This is a genomic window from Streptosporangium jomthongense (assembly GCF_042650425.1).
In the GTDB taxonomy this organism is placed as follows: domain Bacteria; phylum Actinomycetota; class Actinomycetes; order Streptosporangiales; family Streptosporangiaceae; genus Streptosporangium.
Window position 1 is genome coordinate 225,457 of the sequence record NZ_JBHSBC010000032.1, and the last position, 24,381, is coordinate 249,837.

General features: G+C 72.0%; 18 protein-coding genes. 10 read left to right on the forward strand and 8 right to left on the reverse strand.

Annotated features, from left to right (window positions below; genetic code table 11):
- The first annotated feature begins 162 nt into the window (after window positions 1–162).
- The 7 genes from ACFOYY_RS26625 to ACFOYY_RS26655 all read left to right on the forward strand — a co-directional run bounded on the left by ACFOYY_RS26625 (window position 163) and on the right by ACFOYY_RS26655 (window position 8,432).
- On the forward strand, window positions 163–618 hold the full coding sequence (locus ACFOYY_RS26625) for a hypothetical protein (protein WP_362777122.1): 456 nt from the start codon (window positions 163–165) through the stop codon (window positions 616–618).
- Window positions 615–2,354: a glycosyltransferase gene (locus ACFOYY_RS26630; RefSeq protein ID WP_386193046.1), complete on the forward strand. Its 1,740-nt coding sequence runs from the start codon at window positions 615–617 to the stop codon at window positions 2,352–2,354. Before ACFOYY_RS26625 ends, ACFOYY_RS26630 begins: the two co-directional genes overlap by 4 nt.
- Window positions 2,354–4,264 (forward strand): glycosyltransferase, encoded by a 1,911-nt coding sequence (locus ACFOYY_RS26635; protein WP_386193048.1) that lies wholly within the window; start codon window positions 2,354–2,356, stop codon window positions 4,262–4,264. Before ACFOYY_RS26630 ends, ACFOYY_RS26635 begins: the two co-directional genes overlap by 1 nt.
- Window positions 4,261–5,976, forward strand: a complete 1,716-nt coding sequence (locus tag ACFOYY_RS26640; protein WP_386193051.1) for a glycosyltransferase — start codon at window positions 4,261–4,263, stop codon at window positions 5,974–5,976. The genes ACFOYY_RS26635 and ACFOYY_RS26640 overlap by 4 nt, the downstream gene beginning before the upstream one ends.
- 131 nt (window positions 5,977–6,107) lie before the next feature.
- A complete protein-coding gene (locus ACFOYY_RS26645; RefSeq protein ID WP_362777131.1) occupies window positions 6,108–6,635 on the forward strand; it encodes a toxin-antitoxin system HicB family antitoxin in 528 nt (175 codons plus the stop codon).
- 23 nt (window positions 6,636–6,658) lie between these two features.
- Window positions 6,659–7,501, forward strand: a complete 843-nt coding sequence (locus tag ACFOYY_RS26650) for a DUF4097 family beta strand repeat-containing protein (protein ID WP_352009680.1) — start codon at window positions 6,659–6,661, stop codon at window positions 7,499–7,501.
- Window positions 7,502–7,529: 28 nt separating this feature from the next.
- The gene (locus ACFOYY_RS26655; RefSeq protein ID WP_386193056.1) at window positions 7,530–8,432 is read left to right on the forward strand and encodes an ABC transporter ATP-binding protein; all 903 of its coding nucleotides are present in this window, start codon (window positions 7,530–7,532) and stop codon (window positions 8,430–8,432) included.
- A 29-nt stretch (window positions 8,433–8,461) separates the two neighbouring features.
- On the opposite strand, the gene ACFOYY_RS26660 is transcribed toward ACFOYY_RS26655, so the two are convergent.
- The 5 genes from ACFOYY_RS26660 to ACFOYY_RS26680 all read right to left on the reverse strand — a co-directional run bounded on the left by ACFOYY_RS26660 (window position 8,462) and on the right by ACFOYY_RS26680 (window position 13,731).
- Complete coding sequence (locus ACFOYY_RS26660; protein ID WP_352009682.1) at window positions 8,462–9,250, reverse strand: polysaccharide deacetylase family protein; 789 nt, start codon at window positions 9,248–9,250, stop codon at window positions 8,462–8,464.
- 67 nt (window positions 9,251–9,317) lie between these two features.
- Window positions 9,318–10,610, reverse strand: a complete 1,293-nt coding sequence (locus tag ACFOYY_RS26665; protein ID WP_352009683.1) for a homoserine dehydrogenase — start codon at window positions 10,608–10,610, stop codon at window positions 9,318–9,320.
- A gap of 34 nt (window positions 10,611–10,644) precedes the next feature.
- Window positions 10,645–12,027 (reverse strand): diaminopimelate decarboxylase, encoded by a 1,383-nt coding sequence (gene lysA, locus ACFOYY_RS26670; protein ID WP_352009684.1) that lies wholly within the window; start codon window positions 12,025–12,027, stop codon window positions 10,645–10,647.
- Window positions 12,028–12,167: 140 nt separating this feature from the next.
- Entirely contained in the window at window positions 12,168–13,028 is an 861-nt protein-coding gene (locus ACFOYY_RS26675; RefSeq protein WP_386193060.1) for a neutral zinc metallopeptidase, read from the reverse strand.
- Between the two features lie 37 nt (window positions 13,029–13,065).
- Entirely contained in the window at window positions 13,066–13,731 is a 666-nt protein-coding gene (locus ACFOYY_RS26680) for a DALR anticodon-binding domain-containing protein (RefSeq protein ID WP_386193063.1), read from the reverse strand.
- A 341-nt stretch (window positions 13,732–14,072) separates the two neighbouring features.
- On the opposite strand from ACFOYY_RS26680, the gene ACFOYY_RS26685 reads away from it, so the two are divergent.
- The gene (locus ACFOYY_RS26685) at window positions 14,073–14,408 is read left to right on the forward strand and encodes a DUF4288 domain-containing protein (RefSeq protein WP_386193066.1); all 336 of its coding nucleotides are present in this window, start codon (window positions 14,073–14,075) and stop codon (window positions 14,406–14,408) included.
- Window positions 14,409–14,520: 112 nt separating this feature from the next.
- On the opposite strand, the gene ACFOYY_RS26690 is transcribed toward ACFOYY_RS26685, so the two are convergent.
- Together ACFOYY_RS26690 and ACFOYY_RS26695 are read right to left on the reverse strand one after the other, a co-directional pair.
- On the reverse strand, window positions 14,521–15,675 hold the full coding sequence (locus ACFOYY_RS26690; protein ID WP_386193068.1) for a Cmx/CmrA family chloramphenicol efflux MFS transporter: 1,155 nt from the start codon (window positions 15,673–15,675) through the stop codon (window positions 14,521–14,523).
- A gap of 414 nt (window positions 15,676–16,089) precedes the next feature.
- Window positions 16,090–18,057, reverse strand: a complete 1,968-nt coding sequence (locus ACFOYY_RS26695; protein ID WP_386193071.1) for a glycosyltransferase — start codon at window positions 18,055–18,057, stop codon at window positions 16,090–16,092.
- 70 nt (window positions 18,058–18,127) lie between these two features.
- On the opposite strand from ACFOYY_RS26695, the gene ACFOYY_RS26700 reads away from it, so the two are divergent.
- Both ACFOYY_RS26700 and treS read left to right on the forward strand, forming a co-directional pair.
- Window positions 18,128–19,786: an asparagine synthetase B family protein gene (locus ACFOYY_RS26700; RefSeq protein ID WP_362777152.1), complete on the forward strand. Its 1,659-nt coding sequence runs from the start codon at window positions 18,128–18,130 to the stop codon at window positions 19,784–19,786.
- Window positions 19,787–20,346: 560 nt separating this feature from the next.
- The gene (treS, locus tag ACFOYY_RS26705) at window positions 20,347–22,032 is read left to right on the forward strand and encodes a maltose alpha-D-glucosyltransferase (RefSeq protein ID WP_352009691.1); all 1,686 of its coding nucleotides are present in this window, start codon (window positions 20,347–20,349) and stop codon (window positions 22,030–22,032) included.
- Between the two features lie 54 nt (window positions 22,033–22,086).
- On the opposite strand, the gene ACFOYY_RS26710 is transcribed toward treS, so the two are convergent.
- On the reverse strand, window positions 22,087–24,366 hold the full coding sequence (locus tag ACFOYY_RS26710; protein WP_386193075.1) for an FtsX-like permease family protein: 2,280 nt from the start codon (window positions 24,364–24,366) through the stop codon (window positions 22,087–22,089).
- Window positions 24,367–24,381 lie beyond the last annotated feature (15 nt).

Sequence of the window (24,381 nt, forward strand, 5' to 3'; positions counted from 1 at the left end):
TCACTCACAGCATTCACCCAGGTCACAAAAACCTTGAGGTTTACCGTTTATCGCTATATCCACTCATGTGGAGTGGATAGCCTCGAACACTCCCCCCGACAGAACAGGCAACGAACGACAGAGCGGCACGGAAGGTAAGCGCGGATGTCCACGCCCCGAAAATTGACGCTACTGACGACGATCGCGGCCCCGCTGGTCGTCATCGCGCTGACCCTGCTCACGGTCCTCGGCGCCGTCCCGGTCGTGGGCGCCCTCGGGCTCGCCGCGGCCGTGGCCGTGCTGGCCGCCCAGGCGCTGACCCTCGTCACCCTGCGCAGGACCGACGGGAAGGCCCAGCGTGTCGACAACCGGGTCAAGCGGCAGGAGGCGGAGCTGGCCAAGGTCAGGACGGCCGTCGAACGGCTGGACGGACGGCTCGACGAGATCGTCTCCCTGCTCAGGCAGGAGAGCGGCAGGCACGAGGAGGACCTGCGGGCGATCCTGGTCTCCCTGGGCGAGGACCGGCTGACGGCCGTTCCCCGGCGCAGGGAGATGGAGGAGTTGGTCAGCGAGCTGCTCCCCAAGCTCGCCGCGGCCGAGGCCAGGCCCTGGCGGGCCAGGCCGGAGGGCGCGGCGTGAATGAGGCCCGAGAGCGCCGGGAGGCGGGTTCCGGTACGGCCGGCCCGTCCCTGGACGGAGAGGACGGCGCGCTCAGGACGGGCGGGGAGGACGGCACGGGACAGGTCGCCGTTCCCCCCGCCCGGAACACCGGAGGGGTTGCGCGGGTCAGGCACAACGACTACGGTTCGCTGACCCCGCCGAAACCCGGCCACTGGGAGCCCCGGCTCGGGGTGAGCGTGGTGATCGCCGCCTACGACTGCCAGGAGTCCCTCGACCGCACGCTCGCCTCCCTGGCCGCCCAGACCTACCCGGCCCATCTCACGGAGGTGGTCGTCGCCGACGACGGCAGTGAACCGCCGTTGCGGATCGACGGCCCCGCCCCGGCCGGAACCCGGATCGTCCGGGTGCCCGAGGGCCGCTGGGGACGCGGCTGGGCGCGCCAGACCGGTGCCGCCTCGGCGACCGGCGACGTCCTGCTCTGGGTGGACGCCGACGTGGTCCTCGACCGGGAGCACGTGGAGGCGCACATGCGCTGGCACCACCTGGCCCCGTACGCGGTCGTGCTCGGCGACATCCGCTTCACCCCCGAGCCGTCCGGGGACGCGCCGGGACCCGAAGAGGTCCTCGCGGCCGTACGGCGGGGGCGTGCCGAGGACCTCTTCCCCGTCTCCGCCCCGCACGCCTGGCGGGCCGAGCGGTTCGCCGAGACCCGGCGGCTGCGGGAGGCCGGTTCCCGGGCCCACCTGCTCCACTCGGGGGCGGCGACCTCGGTCCCGCTGGCGCTGCTGCGCGCCGCGGGAGGGGTGAACACCGCGCTGAACATGGGTGAGGACACCGACCTGGGCTTCCGGCTGGCACAGGCGGGGGCGGTCTTCGTCCCCGACCCGCGCGCCACGGCCTGGCACCTCGGCCCCTCGACGGTCATGACCAGGGAGAAGGAGGTGCACCGGCACAACTGGTCGGTGCTGCCCGACCTCATCCCCGACCTGCGCTGGCTGCGCGCCCACTCGCGCAGGACCTGGCTGGTGCCGTACGTGCGCGTCGTCGTGGACGCGGCCGGGGCCACCTACGAGGAGGTCAGGACGAGTGTGGACGCCGCGCTCGCGGGCACCCTCGCCGACGTCGCCGTCACCGTGACCGGACCGTGGTCGGCCCTGCCCCGGGGACGTCGTTCCTCCCTCGACGAGCCGCTGCTCGACCTTCGCCTGGTGCGCAACCTGTACGGCGGCGAGCCGCGCGTCTCCTTCGCCGAGACCGTCCCCGACGCGGCCCCCGCCCCCTTTCGCCTCACCTGCCCCGCCGGATGGGCCCTCGGCCCCGACACCCTCGCCAGGCTGGTCGAACACGCGGAGAGCGAGGGGTACGGCCTGCTGAGCGTGGTGCTCGACGAGCGGGAGAACGGGGTCACCGCGGCCAGGCTCGAACGCACCTCGGCCTTCGCCAGGGCGGCGCTCGTCGCCGGGGACGACCGGGACGACCTGGTGCACGAGATGTTCGGCTCCCTGTGGGTGGGCGGGGAGGAGTTCGGCTTCACCCCCGCGGACCGGTCCCAGCCCGTCGCCGGGGACACCGCCAGGTGGCGGGCGGAGGCGGCCAGGTGGCGGCGCGAGGCCGAACGCCTTGAGGACGAGGTGCGGAGCCTGCGCCGGGAGGCGCAGGAGGCGCGCGAGCGGGCCGAACAGGCCGGGGCCGAACGGCGGCGCGGCCCGATCGGCGAGATCATCGCGACCGTCCGGCACAGGAGGGCGGGCTGATGTCGTTCCTGACCGACCTGCTCGGCGGCCGGGACACGCGGGGCCTGCTGGTCTGCCACGCCGGGTTCGACACCCTCGAAAACCTGGAGCCGTACCGGGTGACGGACCTCGACGGCGACCTCAGCGGGCTGCCCGGAGCCCAGGACGGCGTGACGGAGGTCCTCGTCGTCGCCAGGACGCCGACCGACGTCCGCAGGGCCGCGGCGCTGCAGTCCCTGCTCCCCTCGGCCTCACGGGTCACGGTCGCCGTCGAGGAGGCCCCGTACTGGTACACCGCGCCGGTGATCTCCCCCGTCCCCGCGCACCGCTGGCGGTCCCTGACCGAACTGCGGGTGCACCGTCCCGCGAAGGACGCCTGGGCGGTCGAGGCGAGGTTCGCCAAGCCCACGCCCGCGGGCCGTACGCTCGCCGCGACCGCCAGGGCGTTCGGCGGGCACGGGATGGACGCGGTCGCGGCCCCGGTGGCCGGGCTGGCGGGCCCCGGAGCCGCCCACTGGCGTCCCGGCGACCCCAACGCCGCCCCCGCCGAGGTGACGGGCCCGGTCCCCGAGCGGTTCGGTGCCGCGGGAGCCGACCTGGTCCTGCGCGTCACCGACGAGGAGCCGCCCTCCTGGGAGGGCGCGGAGACCCCGATCGACCGCCCCGCCGCCGCGCTGATGAGCTGGGAACGGCTCGGCCGTCCAGGAGGGGCGGGCATCCTGCGCAGCGGCCTGGGAGACCTGTCGGAGCCCAGGACCATCCCGCCGGTCGACGACCGTTCGGTCAACCCGACGGGCTTCGTCACCGTACCGTCGCTCGGCATGGCCGACCTGTCCGTCGAGTCGGGCCGCTGGGCGATCACCTGTGAGGGGCGCACGCTCACCGTCCTCGGCGCCTCCGGCTGCGTGACCGACGTGGACGTCACCAGGATCAGGCAGGTCAGAGGGGTGCGCGTGGACTGGCGGCGGGGCCACAGCGGGCCGGTCGCCGCGCTGCGGGTCGTCACCGGGCTCGCCGCGGCCGGGGTTCCGCTGGTCTGCGAGACCGTGCCCCCGTGGGCGGGCGCGCTCGGCCGGGACCTCGCCGAGTTGGTCACCTCCGCCGACGAGACCGCGCTCGCCGACGACCTGACACGTGAGGAGTACAGCGTACGGCTGCGCAGGCGGGCGCTGCGCGTCCACGGCGTACGGGCCCGCTGGGAGCAGCTCGGCGCCCCCGCCGCCCCCGTCCCCCTGGTCTCGGTGCTGCTGGCGACCCGGCGTCCCGAGATGGTGCGCTTCGCGTTCGAGCAGCTGTCCAGGCAGCGCGGCGCCGAGTTCGAGGTGATCCTCGCCCTGCACGGCATCACCGCCGGACATCCGGACGTGGCGGAGGCGACGGCGTCCTTCGACCGGCCGCTCACCGTGTTCGAGGCGGACCGGGCGAGCGTGTTCGGCACGGTGCTCAACGAGGCCGCGGCCAGGGCGTCGGGGGCGTTCCTGCTGAAGATGGACGACGACGACTGGTACGGCCCCGACTTCGTCTCCGACCTGCTGCTGGCCCACTCCTACTCGGGGGCCGAGGTGGTCGGCATGGTGCCCGAGTTCGTCTACCTCGCCTCGATCGGGGTGACCGTCCACCGGGAACAGGTCACCGAGCAGATCACCAACTTCATCGCGGGAGGGACCATCCTCACCGAGCGTTCGGCCTTCCACGCGGTGGGGGGCTTCCGCCCGCTTCCCGGCACGATCGACGCCCAGTTCCAGCACGCCGTGCAGGGCGCGGGCGGGCGGATCTACCGCACCCAGGGGCTGGGATACGTGCTGCGGCGCGGCAACGCCGCGGGGCACACCTGGCGGGAGCCCATCGGCACGTTCCTGCGCAGGAACAAACGCCAGTGGCGCGGCTTCCGGCCGAGCGCGCTGATGGAGCTGCCCGTGGAGGCGGGATGACCGCGCGGATCCCCGGCAACGACTACGGGGTGCTGGAGCCGCCCGCGCCCGGCACGTGGCGGCCCCGCATGGCGGTGAGCGTGGTGATCCCCGCCAGGGGCGGGCAGGACAGGCTCGACCTCACCCTGGCCGCCCTGGCCGCCCAGACCTACCCCGCCCACCTGCTTGAGGTGGTCGTCGTGGACGACGGAAGCGTTCCCCCGCTCCGTGTCCCCGGGATCGCCCCGGAACGCACCAGGATCGTCCGCTCCCCCCAGGGCAGGCGGGGCATCGCGAGCGCCATGGAGACCGGTACGGCCGCCGCCGACGGCGAGGTGATCCACAGGATGGACGCCGACATCGTCCCCTACCGCGACCACGTCGAGGCGCACATGCGCTGGCACCATCTGGCCGACTACCTGGTGGTGCTCGGGAGGCTGCGCTTCACCGCCGCGGCGGGCCCCCTCCCGGCCCCGGCCCAGGTCAGCGGGGTCGTCGCGGACGGCGACGCCCACGGCCTCTTCGCGGAGGACCCCGAGCACGGGCACGACTGGATCGACGAGCTCGTCGCGGCCCATCGCGGCCTGCGCGACGCGCCAAGCCCCCTGCTGCACCGCGTCCACGTGGGGGCGACGGTCTCCTCACCCGCCGCCCTGCTGAAGGAGGCCGGCGGCCTGGACACCTCCCTGGTGCTCGGCGAGGACACCGAGCTGGGCTACCGGCTCACCCAGACCGGCGCGGTCTTCGTCCCCGACGCCGAGGCGGTGTGCTGGCACCTGGGCACCACGACGGCGATGCGCAGGCCCGCCGAGGTCAGACGGCACAACGGGCCGTTCATCGCCGACCGCGTGCCGTACCGGCGCAATCTGCGCTCCGACCCGGGCCGCCAGTGGCTGGTGCCGTACGTCGAGGTGGTCGTGGACGCGGCGGACGCCTCCTTCGAGGACGTCAGGGCGAGCGTGGACGGCGCGCTGGCGAGCACCCTGTCCGACGTGAGCGTGGTGCTGACCGGCCCGTGGGCCCTGCTCGACGCGCGTCCGCCCGGTGAGGAGGGCCGGACGCCGCTGGACGACCCGCTGCTCGACCTGAGGCTGGTGCGCGGGCAGTACGCGGGCGACGGCCGGGTGCGCCTGGCCGAGCGCGTCCCCGCGACCTCCTTTCCCGCTCCCTTCAGGCTCACCTGCCCGCCGGGGTGGGTGCCGGGGGCCGAGAGCCTGGCCATGTTGGTCGAGCAGGCCGACGGGGACGACGAGGGACTGCTGCTCGTCGCGCTCGACGAGAACGAGACCGGCGTCGTCACCGCGCGTCTCGAACGGACCTCGGCCGTCGCCAGGGCGCTGCGCGTCGCGGCCGAGGGCGAGTCCCTGGACGACGTGATCGCCGACCTGTACGGCGCGACCTGGCTGGACGCCGAGACCTGGCGGTTCCGGCCCGCCTCACGCGCCTATCCGGCCTGGGCCTCGGCCCGCAACAGGGAGGCCGTGCGCTGGCGCGCGGAGGCGGAGAGACACGGGCGGGAGGCTGAGCGCGCCAGGCAGCGGGTCGCCGCGCTCAAGGCCGAGCTGCGTGAACTGCGCGCCCAGGCGGCCAAGGGCGACCGCGCCGCCGCCCGGTGGAAGGAGAAGGCCGAGCAGCGCCGCCTCGAAGCCGTGGCCCTGCGCAGGGAACGGGACCGTTCCCTGCTGCGCCGTGCGGCCCGCAGGTTGCGGGGTCTCGCCGAGGGCGGCCGCTGACCCGCGCCTTCCCCTGCTTTCCCCGCTTTCCCCTTGACACGCCTGGCTTTCCTCCTGGCATGCCCGGAACGGCGCCATGGTGACACCACCGCGGACTTGCCATGGCGCCATCGTGGCGTCATAGTGGCGTCATGGACCTGACGCCCTACGTCGATCACCTGCGCCGCGAGCTCACGGTCGTCGCGGAGACAGGCGGCGAGGAGGTGCGCGCCGCCGCCAGGCAGCTCACCTCCGCCCTTGAGTCGACCACCAGGCTCGTCCTGCTTGAGGCGCTGTCCACCGCCGCCGACGAGATCAGCCGCGACCTCGCCCCCGGCTCCGTCGAGGTACGGCTGCGCAGACGCGACCCCGACTTCGTGGTGACGCCTCCTCCGGCGGCCAGGCCGTTCGAGGAGGGCTTCGAGGCCGGGGCGCCCACCGCCCAGGGCCCCGCCCCCACCTCGCCCGAGGCGGAGGACGGCGGCACGACACGCCTGTCCCTGCGGGTCCCCGAGCACCTCAAGCCGCGCATCGAGGAGGCGGCGGGCAAGGAGGGGCTTTCGGTCAACGCCTGGCTGGTCCGCGCCGTCTCCGCCGCCCTGGAGGCCGGGGCCCGCCCCTCGCCGCCTCCCCGGGTCTCCCAGCGGGGCGAACGGCGCTACACCGGCTGGGTGCGGTAGCCGACCGTCAGGAAGAGAGCGCCATGCCCACCTTCGACACCCCGGAACCGATCTTCGTCGTCATCGACATCGGGGCGGGCCACATCCGGCTCAACGCCGCCGAACGCGCGGACACGGTCGTCGACGTGCAGCCCGCCGACGAGCACGGCGGCGCCGACATCAGGGCCGCCGAGCAGACCCGGGTCGAGTACGACCAGGGCAGGCTCCTGGTCAAGGCCCCCAAGACCAGGATCGGCTCGCTGCTCGGGTGGGACGGCTCGGTCAGGGTCGTCATCGACCTGCCCGAGGGCTCCCGCGTCGACGTCAGCGCCATGGCCGACCTCCACTGCGAGGGGCGGCTCGGCGAGTCCACGCTGCGCACGGTCTCCGGCGACATCTGGCTCGGCCAGACCGGCGAACTGCGGCTGAACACCGCCGACGGCGACATCACGGTGATCCGCTCCGTCGGGCGCACCGAGGTCACCACCTCCAACGGTGAGATCAGGATCGGCGAGATCGACGGCCCCGCGATGGTCAGGACCGCCAACGGCGGCATCACCATCGGCGAGGTCACCGGCGACCTGCGGCTGAACACGGCCTACGGCGACATCACCGTGGGCCGCGCGCTGGCCGGCGTCGACGCCAGGACGGTCTCCGGAGACATCCGCATCGGTGAGGCCGTACGCGGGTCGGTGGTCCTGGAGACCTCCTACGGCAAGCTGAAGGTCGGCATCCGGGAGGGAACCGCCGCCTGGCTCGACCTGAGCACGCCCTACGGCAGCGTGCGCAACACCCTGGAGGCCGTGGACGGCCCCTCCCCCTCTGACGAGACCGTCGAGGTGCGTGCCCGCACCCACTACGGCGACGTCGTGATCCACCGTTCCTGAAGTCCTGAAAGGCGAAACGAGGGACAGAATGCACAATTTCGCGATCTCGGCGTCCGGGCTGCGCATGTCGTTCGGCGACAGGACCGTCCTGGACGGCGTCGACCTTGAGGTCCCCTCGGGGACGGTCTTCGCGCTGCTCGGCGCCGAGGGCTCGGGCAAGACCACGGTGATCCGGATCCTGTCCGGGGTGACCGGGGCCGACGAAGGCCTGGTGCGGATCACCGGGGAGCACGTGGGCCGCCGCTCCCCCCTGGACGACTCGCTCACCGGTGAGGACAACCTGCTCGCGGTCGCACGGCGGCGCGGGCTCGACCACGCTGAGGCCGCGCGGTGCGCCGCCGACCTGCTCGGCCGCCTCGGTCTCACAGAGGTCTCAGGAATGGCCTCAGGAATACCGGTCGCCGCCTACTCCGGCGGCATGCGGCACCGGCTCGGCATCGCGACGGCCCTGGTCGGCTCCCCCGAGGTGGTCCTCCTCGACGAGCCGACCGGCGGGCTCGACCCGAGTGGCCGCCGTGCCGTACGGCGGGTCCTGCGCGATCTCGCCGCGGAGGGCGTCACGGTCTTCCTGACGACGCGGCACCCACGGGACGCGGGCGAGCTGGCCGACCGGGTCGCGGTCCTGTCCCAGGGCAGGATCGTCGCCGAGGGGACCCCGCGGGAGCTGGGGCGCCTGGCCTCCTGCGGCCACGCCCACCTGCGTTTCGCCGACGCCGAGGAGCTCGAATGGGCCGTGCGCGTCCTGGGCGGCGTGCCCGGCGACGACGAGGCGTTCACCCTGCGGGTCCCGAACGACGGCAGCGTCGGCTCCCTGCGTGCCCTTCTCGACAGGATCGACCACCAGTTGCTCGCCGTGGACGGGCTCTCGATCCACGCCCCCGACCCCGACGACGTCTTCCTCACGCTCACCGCCCGCCCCGTGACGGGCTGACAGGCCCGCCGTGACGGTCCACAGTACGGTCAGCCGCGGGCGCCGACCGCGTCCCGCAGCGTCATGACGACCGTGCCACGGCGTTCGCGGGCCGCCAGCCATGCCAGGAAGCCGTCCAGAACCTTCGGCGGCACCGAGTAGAGGCCGCAGTCGTCGCAGACCCGGTGGAACACCAGCGGAAGGACGCCGCCACCGGCCCGTTCCGCGTTGAGGACCAGCTGTCTCAGCTGCCGCAGCGAGGTGTCCTCACGGACGGAGCCCGGGGTGCGGATGCCGTACCGGTCCCGGGGGCGCCGGGGTTCGGTCTCCGGGCAGCCGGAGCAGCTCCACTGCCGCAGGCCGCCGACCGTGCGGGCGGCGTCGTAGCCGCATCCCCGCGCGACCTTCTTGGCCTGGGCGTCGACCGCGCCGAAGGGGTAGGCGAGGGTGACGGGACGCAGCCCCCAGGCGAGCAGCCTCCTGCGGTCGTCACAGATCTGCCCGCGCTGCTCGGCACGGGTCAGCTCGTCCAGCCGGACGTGGGTCAGGGTGTGGCCGCCGACCTCGTGCCCCGCCCGGGCCAGCGCGACGACCTGCTTGCGGGTCAGCTTGCCCGCGCGTCCGGCGGTCGCGGAGTTGACGTAGAACGTTCCCCGCATCCCTCTGCGCTCCAGCAGACGCGCCGCCGCCACGTGGGTGGCGTCCCCGTCGTCGAAGGTCAGCGAGACGACGGTCCTGACCTTCCCGGCGGTCTCGGCGGTCTCGGCTCTGGCGGGAAGTGCCCCGGCCAGTACGGCCAGCGCGACCGCCGGCGCGCCCAGCCGGTATGCGATCCTCACGACGGCCCGCCCTCCCCTACGACGCAGGCGCCCTCCCCGTCGCCGGGAAGGGCGCTCTTCGGCCTCGTCAGGAGGCGTCCTCACCCTCGACGCGCATGACGCTCACCACGTCACGGACGATGTCCATCTCCCGCAGGCCCTCGATGGTCGCCGAGAGGGCCGCGTCGCTGGCCCGGTGGGTGACCAGGACGAGCTGTGCGTCGTCGCCGTGCCCCTCCTGCCGGACGGTCTGGATGGAGACGTCCTGCTTGGCGAACATGTCGGCGACCCGGGCGAGGACACCCGGCTTGTCGGCGACGTCCAGGGAGACGTGGTAGCGCGTGACGGTCTCGCCCATCGCGTGCGCGCCCAGGTCGGCGTAGGTGGACTCCTCCGGGCCCCTGGTCCCGGCCAGGCGGTTACGCCCGACGGCCACGAGGTCGCCGAGCACCGCGCTCGCGGTGGGGGCCCCACCGGCGCCCGCGCCGTAGAACATCAGCTGCCCCGCCGAGCGCGCCTCGACGAAGACCGCGTTGTAGGCCTCGCGCACCCCGGCCAGCGGGTGCGTCCTGGGGATCATGGCCGGGTGCACCCGGACGCCGAAGGAACGCCCGTCGTCGGAACGGGAGCAGATCGCCAGCAGCTTGATGACGTAGCCCATGGCCTTGGCGCTGGCCACGTCGGCCGCGGTGATCTCGGTGATGCCCTCGCGGTGCACGTCGGCGGCCGTCACCCGGCTGTGGAAGGCGATCCCGGCCAGAATGGCGGCCTTGGCCGCGGCGTCGAAGCCCTCCACGTCGGCCGTGGGGTCGGCCTCGGCGTAACCGAGCGCCTGGGCCTCCTCAAGCGCGTCGGAGAAGGAGGCGCCCGAGGAGTCCATCTTGTCGAGGATGTAGTTCGTCGTGCCGTTGACGATGCCCAGCACCCGGTGCACGTGGTCACCGGCGAGCGACTCGCGCAACGGCCTGAGCAGCGGGATCGCGCCCGCGACGGCCGCCTCGTAGTACAGGTCGGCGTTGTTGGCCTTGGCCGCGGCGTGGATGGTCGCGCCGTCTTCGGCCAGCAGGGCCTTGTTCGCCGAGACGACCGACTTGCCGCTGTTCATCGCGGCCAGGATGAGCGATCTGGCCGGTTCGATGCCGCCGATCACCTCGACCACGATGTCCACGTCGTCCCGGGTGACCAGGGCCTCGGCGTCGGTGGTGAACAGCGCGGGGTCCACGTCGGTGTCCCGCCTGCGGCCCATGCGCCGTACGGCGACGCCCGCCACCTCAAGCGGTGCCCCGATACGTGCGGCCAGGTCGTCGGCCTGCTCGTGCATCAGCCGGATCACCTGGGAACCGACGACGCCGCATCCGAGGAGGGCAACTTTCAGAGCCATACGGCCGCACTCCTCTTCTCGTTTCCGGATCGTTTCACGCTTGTCCCCTCAGGAGGTCGTCCTCGGTCTCGCGGCGGACGATCACGCGGGACTCCCCGTCCCTGACCGCGGCGACGGCGGGCTTGGGGAGGTAGTTGTAGTTGTTGGCGAGCGAGCGGCAGTAGGCGCCGGTGCCCGCGACGGCGATCAGGTCTCCGGTGGCCAGGTCTCCCGGCAGCCACAGGTCACGCACGACCATGTCACCGCTCTCGCAGTGCTTGCCGACCAGGCGGGAGAGCATCGGCTCGGCCGTGCTCTCGCGCGAGGCGAGCCGCGCGGTGTACTCCGCCCCGTAGAGCGCGGTGCGGATGTTGTCGCTCATACCGCCGTCGACGCTGACGTAGGTCCGCAGCCCCTCGACGTCCTTGATCGTGCCGACCTCGTAGAGGGTCACGCCCGCCCGGCCCGCGATGGCGCGGCCGGGCTCGACGGTCAGCTTGGGGACGGGCAGCCCCGCGGCCTGCGCGACCTTGGTCACGATCTCCCGCAGGCCGTCGGCGATCTCCTTGACGTCGGGGGCGACGTCGCCCTCGACGTAGGGGATGCCGTAGCCACCGCCGAGGTCGAGCTCGGGCAGGACGACGCCGTGCTCCTCCTTGATCTGCACCAGGAGCGTGGCCAGGCGGCGCGCGGCCACCTCGAACCCTGCGGTGTCGGTGATCTGGGACCCGATGTGGGAGTGCAGGCCGACCAGTTCGAGCTGGGGCAGGGCGAGGATGCGTCTGGCCGCCTCGGCCGCGGCTCCGCTGCTCAGCGAGAAGCCGAACTTCTGGTCGTCGTGCGCGGTGGCGATGAACTCGTGGGTGTGCGCCTCGACGCCGACGGTCACCCTGATCATGATCTGGGGACGCCTGCCGTGCTTGTCGGCGAGGAAGCCGAGGCGGGCGATCTCCTCGAAGGAGTCGGCCACGATGTGCCCGACGCCGACCTCGACGGCCTTCTCCAGCTCGGCCGGGGACTTGTTGTTGCCGTGCATCGTGATCCGCTCGGGCGGGAAGCCGACGCTCAGCGCGACGGCCAGCTCACCGGCGCTGCACACGTCGAGGCCGAGGCCCTCCTGCATGATCCAGCGGGCGACCTCGCGGCACAGGAACGCCTTGCCCGCGTAGTGGACCTCGCCTCCGGCGAACGCCTCCCGGTAGTCGCGGCAGCGGGAGCGGAAGTCCTCCTCGTCCACCACGTAGAGCGGGCTGCCGTGCCGTGCCACCAGATCCCTGACGTCCGCGCCGCCGATCGTCACCGAACCGTCGACGCGGCCGGCCGTTCGCGGCCAGATCGTGGGGTCGAGCGTGTTCAGGTCGGCGGGTACGTGGGGAGGGCGGTCCTCGGGCAGCACTTCGGCGTGCCGGTCACCGGCGGGATGGGCGAATCGACTCACCCTATCGAGGCTATCGGACCCGGTGATCCCCATGGGACGCGTGCCCACGTATCGAGACGTGATCATCCTAAAAACCGCGTATTTTTCACGGTTTCTAGGGGTATAGGAGGATATTTTTGTGCTCGTGGACGGTTCCGCCGTCAGGAGACCTGTCTGGCGGGGGCGACCCAGGTGTCACAGGAGGCCACCGTTCCCTGGCGTTCTCCCCGCTTTATCCAGGCGGCGTTGTGCGCCCAGGAGCCGTGCGTGCGCAGGATCGCCGCCGTCTCCTCGGCCTTCCCGGGCTCCACCTTCGACCCGATGGCCGCCGTGTACGCCTTCCGCATGAATTCCAGCTCCTCCGGCAGCGCGGTGCGCAGCGTCACCGCGGCCAGGCAACTGGCCTGCAGTTCGGAGCGACGCACGATGTCATCATCGCGAGGCCGCGTCATCCACCTGTCGGTGATCGCGCCGATGAACTGCGCGTGATGGGCGTACTCGTGCGCGAGCGTGAACCAGGAGGTCGAATCCCCGTCCGTGATCATCACGTTGATCACGTTCTTCCCCGGGCAGTAGATCCCGCCCCACTCGAAGGCGAGCGACGCGCAGGCCGCCTCCTCCTGGGTGTGGACCAGACGCACCTCGGGTTTGACGTAGTCGACCCCCACCTTCGCCAGCGTGTCCGCCCACATGCGGTCGAGGCAGAGCGCCAGGGCCCGCAGCGCCGGTTCGGGCTCGGTGCCGAGCATCAGGGAGTCCCTCAGCGGCCCCGGCAGGTCGCACGAGGCGTCCATTGGACCGAGTCCCCGGTAGGACTTGTGGGAGACCCGCAACCACGCGGGCTTGGTCGGCGTGGGCGTTGGGGACGCCGTGGACGCCATGGGTACCGCCGCCGCCCGTACGGGCTCGGCCGGTTTCTCCAGGTTGTTGATGATGTAGACGGCACCGGCGACGATCACCAGGACGATGAGGACCACCGGCACCCACCCGACGATGCCCCGGCGCCGTAATCCGGTTCCCACCCGTCCCCCTTATGGTCTTCCTGAACTACCGGATTTATCACAATCTGTCGGGAACTGTCTCACCAACTGCGGCCAACGCCTCGGTCAGCACCTCTCGTACGGCCTGCGCCAGCCGTACCCGGGCCGTGTGCAGCGCCGTGGGCTCCTCGTCCCCGGCGGGCAACGCCGGGGCGTGCTCGAAGGCGTCGTGGTAGGCCAGGGCGAGCTGCTCGGCGTAGGCGGCCCAGCCGGCGTCACGGCTGCCGCGCCTGCCGTACAGCTCGGCGAGCAACCTGAGCACCGCCCTGTCCTGCCGCCCGTCCAGCAGCTCGGGCAGGAACGGACCCCCGACCCCCAGCTCGTCCGCCCAACGCTGTACGGCCGCCGCCCTGACGCAGGCGTATCTGACCGTGAACCCCGGGTTCCGCCACGTCCTGGGGAAGTCGGGCCACGGCGACCCCGTTCCCGGGGAGGGAGCCACCGTCCCGGCGGCCCCGATCTCGGTCAGCAGTTCCCCGGGGACCGTGACCACGATCTCCAGGAAGCCGCCGGGCCGTACCCGGACCTCGGCGACCCCCGGCAGGGCCCGCACCCGCGCCGCCAGCGCCTCGGGCTCCTCCCGCCCTCGAAGCGCAGCCGCCGAGACGTACAGCGCCTCCTTCTCCCACGTCCCACGCGGGACCGGCGGCGTACCGAGGACCTCGTCCAGCTGACCCGGCGTCATGCACGGCAGCCTAGTAAGGCCGTGACTCGCGGGGGCCGCGCGGTGGCGTGTGGACTCCCGTGCCGACGTCCGTCTCCCGGCCTGAGGCCGTGACGCGAAGGCACCGGGGAACGCGACCACCGCGGATTCGGTGACGGCCATGCGTGACCGGCGCCGCCTGTGACAGCGACCCGCATCACCAGGGGATCTCCTCTTTTTCGATGAGATGCCGTACACCGCGTCGCGTCCACGGCCCGCGAAACCAGGTTGAAAAAGCTCATCGTCGTCCGCACCCTGGAGCAGGACGCCCCGCGAGACACACAGGAAATGCGACAGGAGTCCAGATGAGCCGGCTTCCTTATATGGCGATCCTGGTTTTCGAGGTCATCGTGAAGGACGGCCGCACTCCTTCTGAGTACACCGAGGACTTCGTCGTCCTGTACGAGGAGTCGGACGAGAAGGCCCACGCGGCCGCCGAGGCGATGGGCCGCGAGGAGGAGACGTCGTACAGGAACCAGTACGGAGAGACCGTGGAATGGAAATTCCTCGGAACCGCGGACGTTCGGGCCGCCCTGTATGACGATCTGTCCTCGGAGACAAGTCTTTACACAAGAGGCTTCAGCGATATCTCACGTTACAGAGATCTCTTCTCCGTTTCTTTGCCGGACGACGGAAAAGAGGACCGGCGTCCTGGTTGAAATTCGCACGGTGACCGAAACGCAGAGCGCCGCCCGCTCCCATGCCCCCGGGCACGGGCGGCGCCCCGAGCTGACCAACCGTCACGCCCGGCAGCCTAAGGCCCCGAACGGCTCACGGCCGGACGACCACCCGGCGGAACGGCAGGACCAGCAGGAGCGCGGTCGCGACCAGGGCGCCGCTGACCCAGACGGGGCCCGTTCCTGCGGAGCCGGTTGCCAGGGTGGCCGCGGCGAGGGCCGGACCGGCGACGGCTCCGACGTTGAGGGCGGCGGTGGCGTAGGACCCCGCCATGGTGGGTGCCCCCGGAGCCTCGTGGAGCACACGTGCGATCAGCGTGCTCCCGAGGCCGAAGGAGAGCGCCCCCTGGACGAGGGCCAGGACCAGCAGGGCGGCCGGATGGACGGCGGTGAGTCCGAGGACGACCCAGCCGCAGAGCAGCGACGGCCCGGCAACCGCGACGACCAGGCCGGGCCTCCGGTCGGACAGCCTCCCGGCGACGGTGACTCCGATGAAGGAACCAAGGCCGAACAGCACCAGCACGACGGGGACCCACAGCGGGTCGAGCCCGGCGACACCGGTGACGATCGGGGCCAGGAAGGTGAAGGTGCCGAAGGTCGCGGCGTTGACCAGCGCGCCCAGCGACAGGACCAGCACCAGCCTGGGGCGCCGCAGCTCGGCGAGCTCTCGGCACAGGTCGGGAACCGGTCCGTCGGGCCGCGCCGTACCCGGGGGGACGCCGAGCACCACACCGAGCGCCGAGGGCACGCACAGCGCCGCGACCACCCAGAAGGTGGCGCGCCAGCCGAGCAGCGTCCCCAGCAGGGCGCCTCCCGGAACCCCGGCCACGGTGGCGATCGTGACGCCGCCCAGCAGGACGGCCAGGGCCCGGCCCCTCCGGTCGGCGGGCACCATCCCGGTGGCCGTGGTGAGCGCGACCGCCAGGAAGCCCGCGTTGGCGAGCGCCGCGAGGAACCGGGTGACGAACAGGACCGTGAAATCGCCGGTGAGGGCACCGGCGACGTGCGTGACCAGGAACAGGCCGAGGAGGCCCAGCAGGCCGGCCCGCCGTGGCCGGCGGCGTGCGAGTCCCGCCGTGAGCGGGGCGCCCACCACCATCCCGGCGGCGAAGGCCGGGGTGAGCAGCCCCGCCGTCGCGACCGGGACACCGAGGTCGGCGGCGATGTCCGGCAGCAGACCGGCGAGCATGAATTCGGACGTGCCCATGGCGAAGATCGCCATGGAGAGCAGGTAGACGGGCAGAGGCATCGAGAGACCCCGGGGTGATGAGAGATCGGATGGGACGTCTCGTCACCGCGGTCAGCGGCCCGGCCGCTCCTGTCGCCACCGCCGTACGGCGGGACAGGGTCTTGAGTGGTTCAGGGGGCTGACGGGTGACCGAAAGCCCCCGTCCTGGATGCCTCAGGGCTCGACATGAAAGGCACGATACCCGAGCACACCGGTTCCATCCCCGCGAGAACCCGTCGGGCGCTCAACGACGTGTCGCCGCCGAAGCCCCGTCACCGTCAACCTGTACGGCGGCCACGGGGCGTGTCGAGCACCATGGACGGGTCGCCGAAGTCTGCAACGATCTTGAGCTGTACGTCACCCCAAGCGCGCCCGACGACTCAAAGTATTCGAACAGCCACGATCCCCTCTCGGGACGACGCCAGGCCGTACGGTTCAGGCCAGGGCGTGGGGCTCCGGGGGGCCGTAGTCGACGAGCTGGGCGGAGCCGAGGAGCCAGCGGTCACGGTCACGCATGCGGACGTAGCCGAAGCGGTCGGCGGAGAAGACCTTCACCCCGTCCGTACGGCACTGCCGCATCAGCACCTCGTCCCACCCCTCGGAGACGTCGGCGAACCCGATCCCGCGCAGTACGGCCCGGCGGGCCAGCAGGGTGGCTCCCGCGACCTCGGGCAGGTAGGAGTACTCGGCGGACGGCTGGCGCAACACCGTCGCGGCGACGTCACGCAGGTGGGCGTAGTAGGCGGCCTTGCCGACGATGTCGGCGGTGGTGAACAGGAAGGCGCGGGCCAGGTCGGTCAGGTAGTGCTCGCCGTACACGTCCTGGGCGTCCATGACCGCGACCAGGTCGCCCTGGCACAGGTCGAGGGCCCGGTTCAGCATGGTGCCCGTGGTCAGCTCGGGGTCGCCGGGACGGACCACGACCTCGACCCCGGTGGGCATGGCGTCGCGGGCCCGCTTCAGGGCGTCCTCGGCGTCGGAGAGCAGGACGAGCTGGATGACGCCCTTCTGCGGCACGACCTGGGCGAGGGTGTGGTCGAGGTCGCCCCTGTCGATCATGATCACCGAGATGTTCAGGGTGGCGCGCGCGCTGGGCAGGCCGACCACGCCGAGCAGGTCGTCCACCTTCTGGCTCATCGTGCCCGAGGCGTAGGCCTGGCGCAGCGCCGCGTGCGCCCTGCGGGCCTCGGCGCCGGTGTCGGGTGTGGCGCCGAGCGGGAGGGGCTCGGCGGGCTGCGCGGGCGCCGCCAAGGGCGAGGCGGCGATCGGCGTGCCGCAGGCGGCCAGCTCGGCCATCCGCCACGGGTCGGTGCCCGGCGGGCAGTCGACGGCCTTCGGCCAGCGGTAGGAGGTGAGCACGTCGGGATAGGACAGGTGTGCCGGGAGCAGCTCCTCCAGGGTCAGCACCCGGTCGAAGCGGTCTCCGGCCAGCGGCAGCGGGTTGTGCACGCGGGGCTGCACGGCGAAGGGCAGCAGCCCGAGTGAGGGGGTGCGACGGCCCGGTTCCGGCTCGCAGGAGGCCAGGGCCGCCCCCCATTCGCCCACGCTCCTGGGCAGCGCGGTGACGATGTGCTCGAACAGCGAGGCGGCGGCGGAGAAGGCGGCCACCTCGCCTCCGGTGTGCCAGAAGACGGTGCGGATGCCCCGTTCGGCGCACCAGGCCAGCAGCGCGCGCAGCCCCTCACCGGCCCCCGCGAGCTCCTCGGCCCAGGGGCCGGTGATGACCGACTCGACCAGCAGCAGGTGCGGCACCTCTGCGGCCAGCACCCTGGCGAAGTCGCGCGGGGTGAAGCCGGTGCTCTGGCGCCACTCGTAGCGCAGCAGCGCCTCGGCGTGCGGCTCGGCCACGACGGCGACGGTCAGGTGCGGTCGGGTGTTCGGGCCCGTCGGCACGCGGAAGGGCTTGAGCTTGACCGAGGCGCCACCGACCGTCCTGGTCGAGGTGGTCGCCTGGAAGGAGGCGCCGGGGACCGGCTTGCCGGTGGCCCGCTGCGGGATCGGCTGCCGTTTGGGCGCCGCGGGGCGCTTGGCGGGTTTCGCGGCTCCGCGCAGCCCGCGGGCCAGCCGTACCGGGTTGCTCTTGCCGGTCCTGATCGCGTCGCCGAGCCTGGACCAGCGGGCCACCTGCACCGAGGACAGCTTCCACTTGGCCACCTCGGCCTGGTAGCGCTGCTCGGCAAGGTCCTTGCGGAGCTTCTCCTCGGCCGCCTGGACCTTCTGGAGCCGTTCCTCGGCCTCCTCCAGCCGCTCCTGGAGACCTCGCAGCTCGGCCGTCGCGTCCTGTGCCTCGGCCAGCCTGGCCTCCGCCGCGGCGAGCAGCCTGGCCAGCTCAGCGGCCCGCTCTCCTTGGGCCATGGCCTCCCGCAACGCCAGCCGGGTGCTTTCCAATTGCTCGTCCGCCACGCCGTCCTCCGTTTTCTGAGCCGGGCAAAGGATACCCTTTGCTCAATCGCGACACAGAGGAGTCAGCACGGTGCAGTGGCCGACGTTCAATGTGAGGCCGTACGTCTGCGGCGGCATCGGTCACCTCGACGAGGCCGCCCTTGAGACGCTGCGGAGCGCGGGACCGCGGGTCAGGCCCGCTCTGCGGACGCCGGAGGCCGCGCTGTTCAGCTCGGCGCCGCTGCCGCCGTACCGGCGGGACGAGCGGACGTGGGCCTTCGCCTGGGGCGAGCGCAGACCGGTCGGGGCGGGGTCGTGGATCTCCGTGGCCGAGGAGTTCGAGACGCCCGGGCTGATGGACGACGGCGAGCGGATCGTCCTGCACGCGGGCGGGCTCGGGCTGGTCGACGTCTACTACGTCATGCGCGGGGACGCGGTCTACTTCTCCTCGCTGCTCGAACCGCTGCTGTCGCTGGCGCGCACGCCGTACGAGGTGAACTGGGACGCCTGGGCCTCGATCATCAAGCTGACCTTCCCGCTGCGGGACGACACCCCCTACGCCGAGGTCAGGCGGCTGGCCGGGGCCGGCGCGCTGGTCTTCGAGCGGGCCACGGGGCGGATCTCGACCCGCAGGGAGCTGCCCAGGTGGCTGCGGGAGGAGCCGCTGGACGCCGGGCACACGGCCGGGGAGATCCTGGAGATCCTGCACGACGTCTACAAGGAGTTCGACGGGCGGCCCCTGCTGGTGCCGGTCAGCGGCGGCTACGACTCGCGGCTGCTGTGCTCGGTGGCGGTGACCAGGGGCGCCGACGTCGAGTCGTGGACGACCAGCCCGGACGACGGCACCGACACCGACATCCCCTTCGCCCAGGCGATCACCCGTGAGCTGGGCGTGCCGCACCGGGTGATCGAGCAGGACCCCGCCGCCTACCCCGGTGACGCGCTGGCGGTCGCGCGGCGCCTTGAGTTCCTCACCCCGCACCACGCCTGGTACTCCCCCTTCGCCAGGGAGGTGCACCGGGCGGGGCGCACCCTGGTCGACGGGCTCGCCGGAGGCCCGCTGCTGAAGAACTTCATGGTCAGCGGGGCCGCTCTGGAGGCCTCCTCGCAGGCCGAGCGCAAGGCCGCGCTGCTCGGTTCGCTGGCGCTGGGCACCCCGTCGGTGCCGTTCCTGGCCGAGGAGGCCGCGGACTGGATCGCCTCCTCGGTCGGGGCCGCGTTCACCCAGGCGACCTCGATGCTGAACGGCCACCGGGCGGAGCTGCCGCTGTCCGTCCTGCACACCAGGACGGCGCGGGGCATCGCCCGTTCCCCGGTCAACCTGGTCGGCCCCGAGGTCTCCTTCGTGGCGCCGTTCATGCACCCGGCCTTCTTCGACGCCGCGCTCTCGGTCGGCGTGGCCCGCAAGGCCCGGGGCGCCTTCTACCGGGAGCTGCTGCACGCGGCCAACCCCCGGGTCGCCGCCCTGCCCTCGACCAACGTGGTCAAGCAGCCGCTGCGCCGGGTGCCGCTGCGTTCGGCCGCCGCCCCCGCCAGGGAGTACGGCCACCGCATGCTGGGCCGGGTCGCGGAGCTGGTGCCCACGCTGCTGTCGGAGCAGTTGCACGCCGTGGTCGCCGAGGGGCCGGACGCCCTGGCCCGGTTCAACGGGTGGAACGACCGGTTCTGGGTGCGGAGCCTGGTGCTGTTCGGAGCGTGGCTGGGCGACTACGAGAACCGGCTGACCGAACTCACCCCGCCCTGGTCTTGATCCCCTTTATGTAGATTTTACGGCTTCTTGTGTTTTTAAGGTAAAAATTCATGCCTTTTGATGGCATATCCAGGCGAGGGGATCGTCCGACCTTTACATGACTCTCGGTGAGCGTCCGAATCCACCACCGGATCGGGGTGCGGGAGGGGACAGAAGCCGGTTTTCACCCTCGGAAACCCGGCGTGCAAGGGCATGCGGCACCTCCAGCGGGGCCGTACCGAGCGCGAGTCGTCCACCGAGGTCAGGGCCCTGATCATCGCGTTCTTCGCGCCGAAGGACACTGGGTGAGCGGACGATTACGCGCCGACGACGCTAAGTTGACGGGATTCCGTGTCCCCTCGGGGAGAGGTACCTCTTTGGGAGGGCTTCGCAGCACTCACACGGCTGGTAGTCTTCGGCCCAGAAAGCGCCACAACGGATGGCACCGAACCACGAATTCGGTCCGCCGGGGGCATGGAGCACGTGGGGATGACGGCTCCTCCCAGCGCAGTCATCAAACATCATGAGCCGGACACTCCGGTGACTTCGTCCTGCCCTTTCTCACTGTGAGCGAGAACACGATGAATGCATCCCCCTGCCCGGATTCCGTGCCCGAGGATTTCGTCTCGGCCGATCCGCAGTGGTACAAGCGAGCGGTCTTCTACGAGGTGCTCGTCCGTGGGTTCAAGGACTCCAACGGCGACGGCACCGGGGACCTGCGTGGCTTGATCGAGAAACTGGACTACCTCCAGTGGCTCGGCGTGGACTGTTTGTGGCTGCTGCCTCTCTACGAGTCGCCGCTGCGCGACGGGGGCTATGACATCTCCGACTACATGAAGATCCTTCCGGACTTCGGGGACCTCGGAGACTTCATCCAGCTCATCGAGGAGGCGCACCGGCGCGGGCTGCGCATCATCACCGACCTGGTGATGAACCACACCAGTGACAAGCACCCCTGGTTCCAGGCCTCACGCCACGACCCGGAGGGGCCCTACGGGGACTTCTACGTCTGGGCCGACGAGCCGACCGGCTACCCCGACGCGCCGATCATCTTCATCGGCGCCGAGGAGTCCAACTGGACCTACGACCCGGTCCGCAAGCAGTACTACTGGCACCGGTTCTTCCACCACCAGCCCGACCTGAACTACGACAACCCCGCGGTTCAGGAGGCCATGCTGGAGGTGCTGCGCTTCTGGCTCGACCTGGGCATCGACGGCTTCCGGCTGGACGCGGTGCCGTACCTGTTCGAGCGCGAGGGCACCACCTGTTCCGGGCTGCCGGAAACCCACGCCTACCTGAAGAAGGTCCGCGCCGAGGTCGACCGGCTCTTCCCCGACCGGGTGCTGCTGGCCGAGGCCAACGGCTGGCCGGAGGACGTCGTCGAGTACTTCGGCGACCCCTCGGTCGGCGGTGACGAGTGCCACATGGCCTTCCACTTCCCGCTCATGCCGCGCATCTTCATGGCCGTACGGCGCGGCAGCCGCGAGCCGATCTCCGAGATCATGTCCAGGACCCCGAAGCTCCCCGACACCGCGCAGTGGGGCATCTTCCTGCGCAACCACGACGAGCTCACCCTGGAGACGGTCACCGAGGAGGAGCGCGACTACATGCACGCCGAGTACGCCAAGGACCCGCGGATGCGGGCCTACCTCGGCATCCGGCGCCGCCTGGCCCCGCTCCTGGAGAACCACAGGGACCAGATCGAGCTGTTCACCGCGCTGCTGCTGTCGCTGCCCGGCTCCCCCGTCATGTACTACGGCGACGAGATCGGCATGGGCGACAACATCTGGCTTGAGGACCGTGACGCGGTCCGCACCCCGATGCAGTGGAGCCCCGACCGCAACGCGGGCTTCTCGACCGCCGACCCGGGACGGCTCTACCTGCCCGCCGTCATGGACCCGATCTACGGCTACCAGGCGGTCAACGTCGAGGCGCAGCAGAACAACCCCGCCTCCCTGCTGCACTTCACCAAGCGGATGCTGGAGATCCGCCGTAACCACCCGGTCTTCGGCACCGGCGTCTACAACGAGCTGTGGTCCAGCAACCCCGCGGTGCTGTCCTACGTTCGCGAGGACGGTGACGACGTCATGCTGTGCGTCAACAACCTGTCGAAGTACCCCCAGCCGGTCGAGCTTGATCTGCGTCGTTTCGAGGGCATGACGCCGGTCGAGGCCAGGGGCGGCGTGCCGTTCCCCGTCGTCGGGGAGCTCCCCTACCTGCTGACCCTGCCGGGCCACGGGTTCTACTGGTTCTCCCTGCAGGGGTGACCCCGCGTACCGACGCCCGCCGTCCGGTGATCCCGGGCGGCGGGCGTCGGCGTGTCAGCGGGCCGTGACGGGCACCCGGGCGCGGGCCGCTCTTCTCGCGGGGATCAGCGCGACGAGCAGCGCCGCCCCGATCGCGGCCAGCACCGCCAGGACCAGGGTGAGCGCGGAGGGCGTACGGCCGATGCCCGCCCCGACACCGCTGCTGTGCCCCTGAAGGTCGATCAGGCCGCCGACGACCGAGACCCCGGCGGCGGTTCCCGTGACGACGCCCAGCACGACGAGCAGGCCGGTTCCGGTGACCAGGGTCGCGGCGACCTGCCTCGGGGTCAGGCCCATCGCCTTGAGGACCGCCAGGTCGAACGCGTGGTCGCGCAGGCCCAGGGCGCTGGCGGTCAGCAGGTTGGCCAGGCCGAGCAGCGCGAGCACGGCGATCAGCGCCACGATCACCCCGCGGATGACCGAGAGCCGCTCGGCGGGGTTGACCACCCGCCGCGCCTCCAGCGCCTCGCCCGAGGCCGCGATCAGCCGTGCCCTGACCGTCGCCGGGTCGGCCCCTTCCCTCAGCACCAGGCTGTGGAACTGCGGTGGCACGGCGTCCTTCGCCGCCAGGCTGTCCAGCCCCAGGGAGAGCACCTCGCCGTCCTGCTCGGGCTCGATCACCCGGCCGACGATGTGCACGATCAGCGGGGTGCCGCCGACGGTCATCCTGACGCGGTCGCCGATGCGCACCCCCATCAGGTCGAGCAGCCCCTGCCCGGCCACGGCCTCGCCCCTGGCGGTGAACATCCGCCCCTCGACCACGGAGAAGGGGTACGGCTGCGCCGAGGTACCGACGGCACGCACGAGCACGCTCCTGGTCTGCTCGGGTTCGAGGGCGGCGACCTCGCTGCCCGGATAGACGGCCGCGACGTCCGGGTCGGCCCTGGCCAGCCTGGCCACGTCCTCGGCCGGCAGCCGGTCCGAACGGACGGTGAGGGCCGCGGCCTGGCCGACCCGCTCCGGGTGGCTCAGGAAGTCGTCCAGGGTGGCCCAGCAGCCGAGCCCGACCACGATCATCATCATCGGGACCGCGAGGCCGAAGATGCTCAGGAACGCGGGCGCCCGCCTGCTGAAGGCGTCCCGGGTGCCGAGCACCAGGGCGGGCGGCAGCCGTACGAGGAGGGCGAGTCTGGCCATGCGCGACAGGTGGCCCCGCAGCGGCGCGGCCGGGGCGGCGGGGATGGGCGCGGTACGGCCGCCGCGCCAGGCGGGCAGGGCCACCGCGACGAGGACGACCACGGCGGTGCCCGAGGTGATGGCCAGCAGCGGCATCGGGGAGAGCGGCAGGATCGGCACGCCCCGCAGCGCGAAGGAGGAGGCGAGCTGCCCGCAGACGAGCCCGGCGGCGATGCCGATCATGCCGAGGGCGCCGTGCTCGGCCATGAGCAGGCCGAAGATCTGGCCCCTGGTGTAACCGAGGGACTTGAGGGTGGCCAGGTCGCGGATCTGGCCGAGCACCCGGCCGCCGGCGGCGTTGGCGATGGCCAGGGCGGCGGCGACCATGCCGACGCCGCCGAACAGCGCCAGCAGCAGGCCGAGCAGCCGGTTGTCCAGCTCCATCGAGGCGCGCACCTCGCGCCAGGTGGACATGCGCTGGATCTGCCCGCCCAGCAAGGTGACCGCGCCGTGCACGACCGGCAGGGTGTCCTCGCCGTCGGCGAGCCTGAGCCCGGTGACCATCTCGCTGCGGCCGGGCGCGGGCTCGATCTTGACGAGGGTCGTGCCGAGGGTCCAGGCGAGGCCGGGCGTCGTCTCCGGGTAGAAGCCCTGGTCGGCCGTGTCCGCCAGGCCGACCACGTTCAGCGGGTGCAGCGCGCCGTTGAGGGCCGTCACGGTGAACGAGGAGCCGACCCGCAGGCCGAGCGCCTCGGCGAAGGACCGTTCGACGACCACCCCGTCGTCGTCCCCCTGGCGCAGCCACCGTCCGGCGCGGACCAGCGGCACGGCCACGTCCGGCGGCCTGGCCTCCATCCCGCGCAGCGTGACCGGCGTCCGCCTGCCGTTCATGGTGAGCATCACCGGCGCCGCCCGGTACGGCCCGGCGACCCTGACCACCCCCTGGAGGCGTGCCAGCGCCGCCACCTGGGGGGCGTCCCTGGTGTGGATCCACACGTGGGCGCCCTTGGACTCGGTGAACAGGCCCCGCCAGGGGTTGGTCCCGTCCTCAAGGAGGGTCGCCGCGGTGATCAGGGCGGTGACGATCCCGGCGACGGCGAGCACGGTCAGCAGCGCCTGCCCCCGTCGTGCCCTCAGGTCGGCCCTGACCCATCTGACCGAGGCCCGCAGGGTGCTCACGTGGCCGCTCCGCTC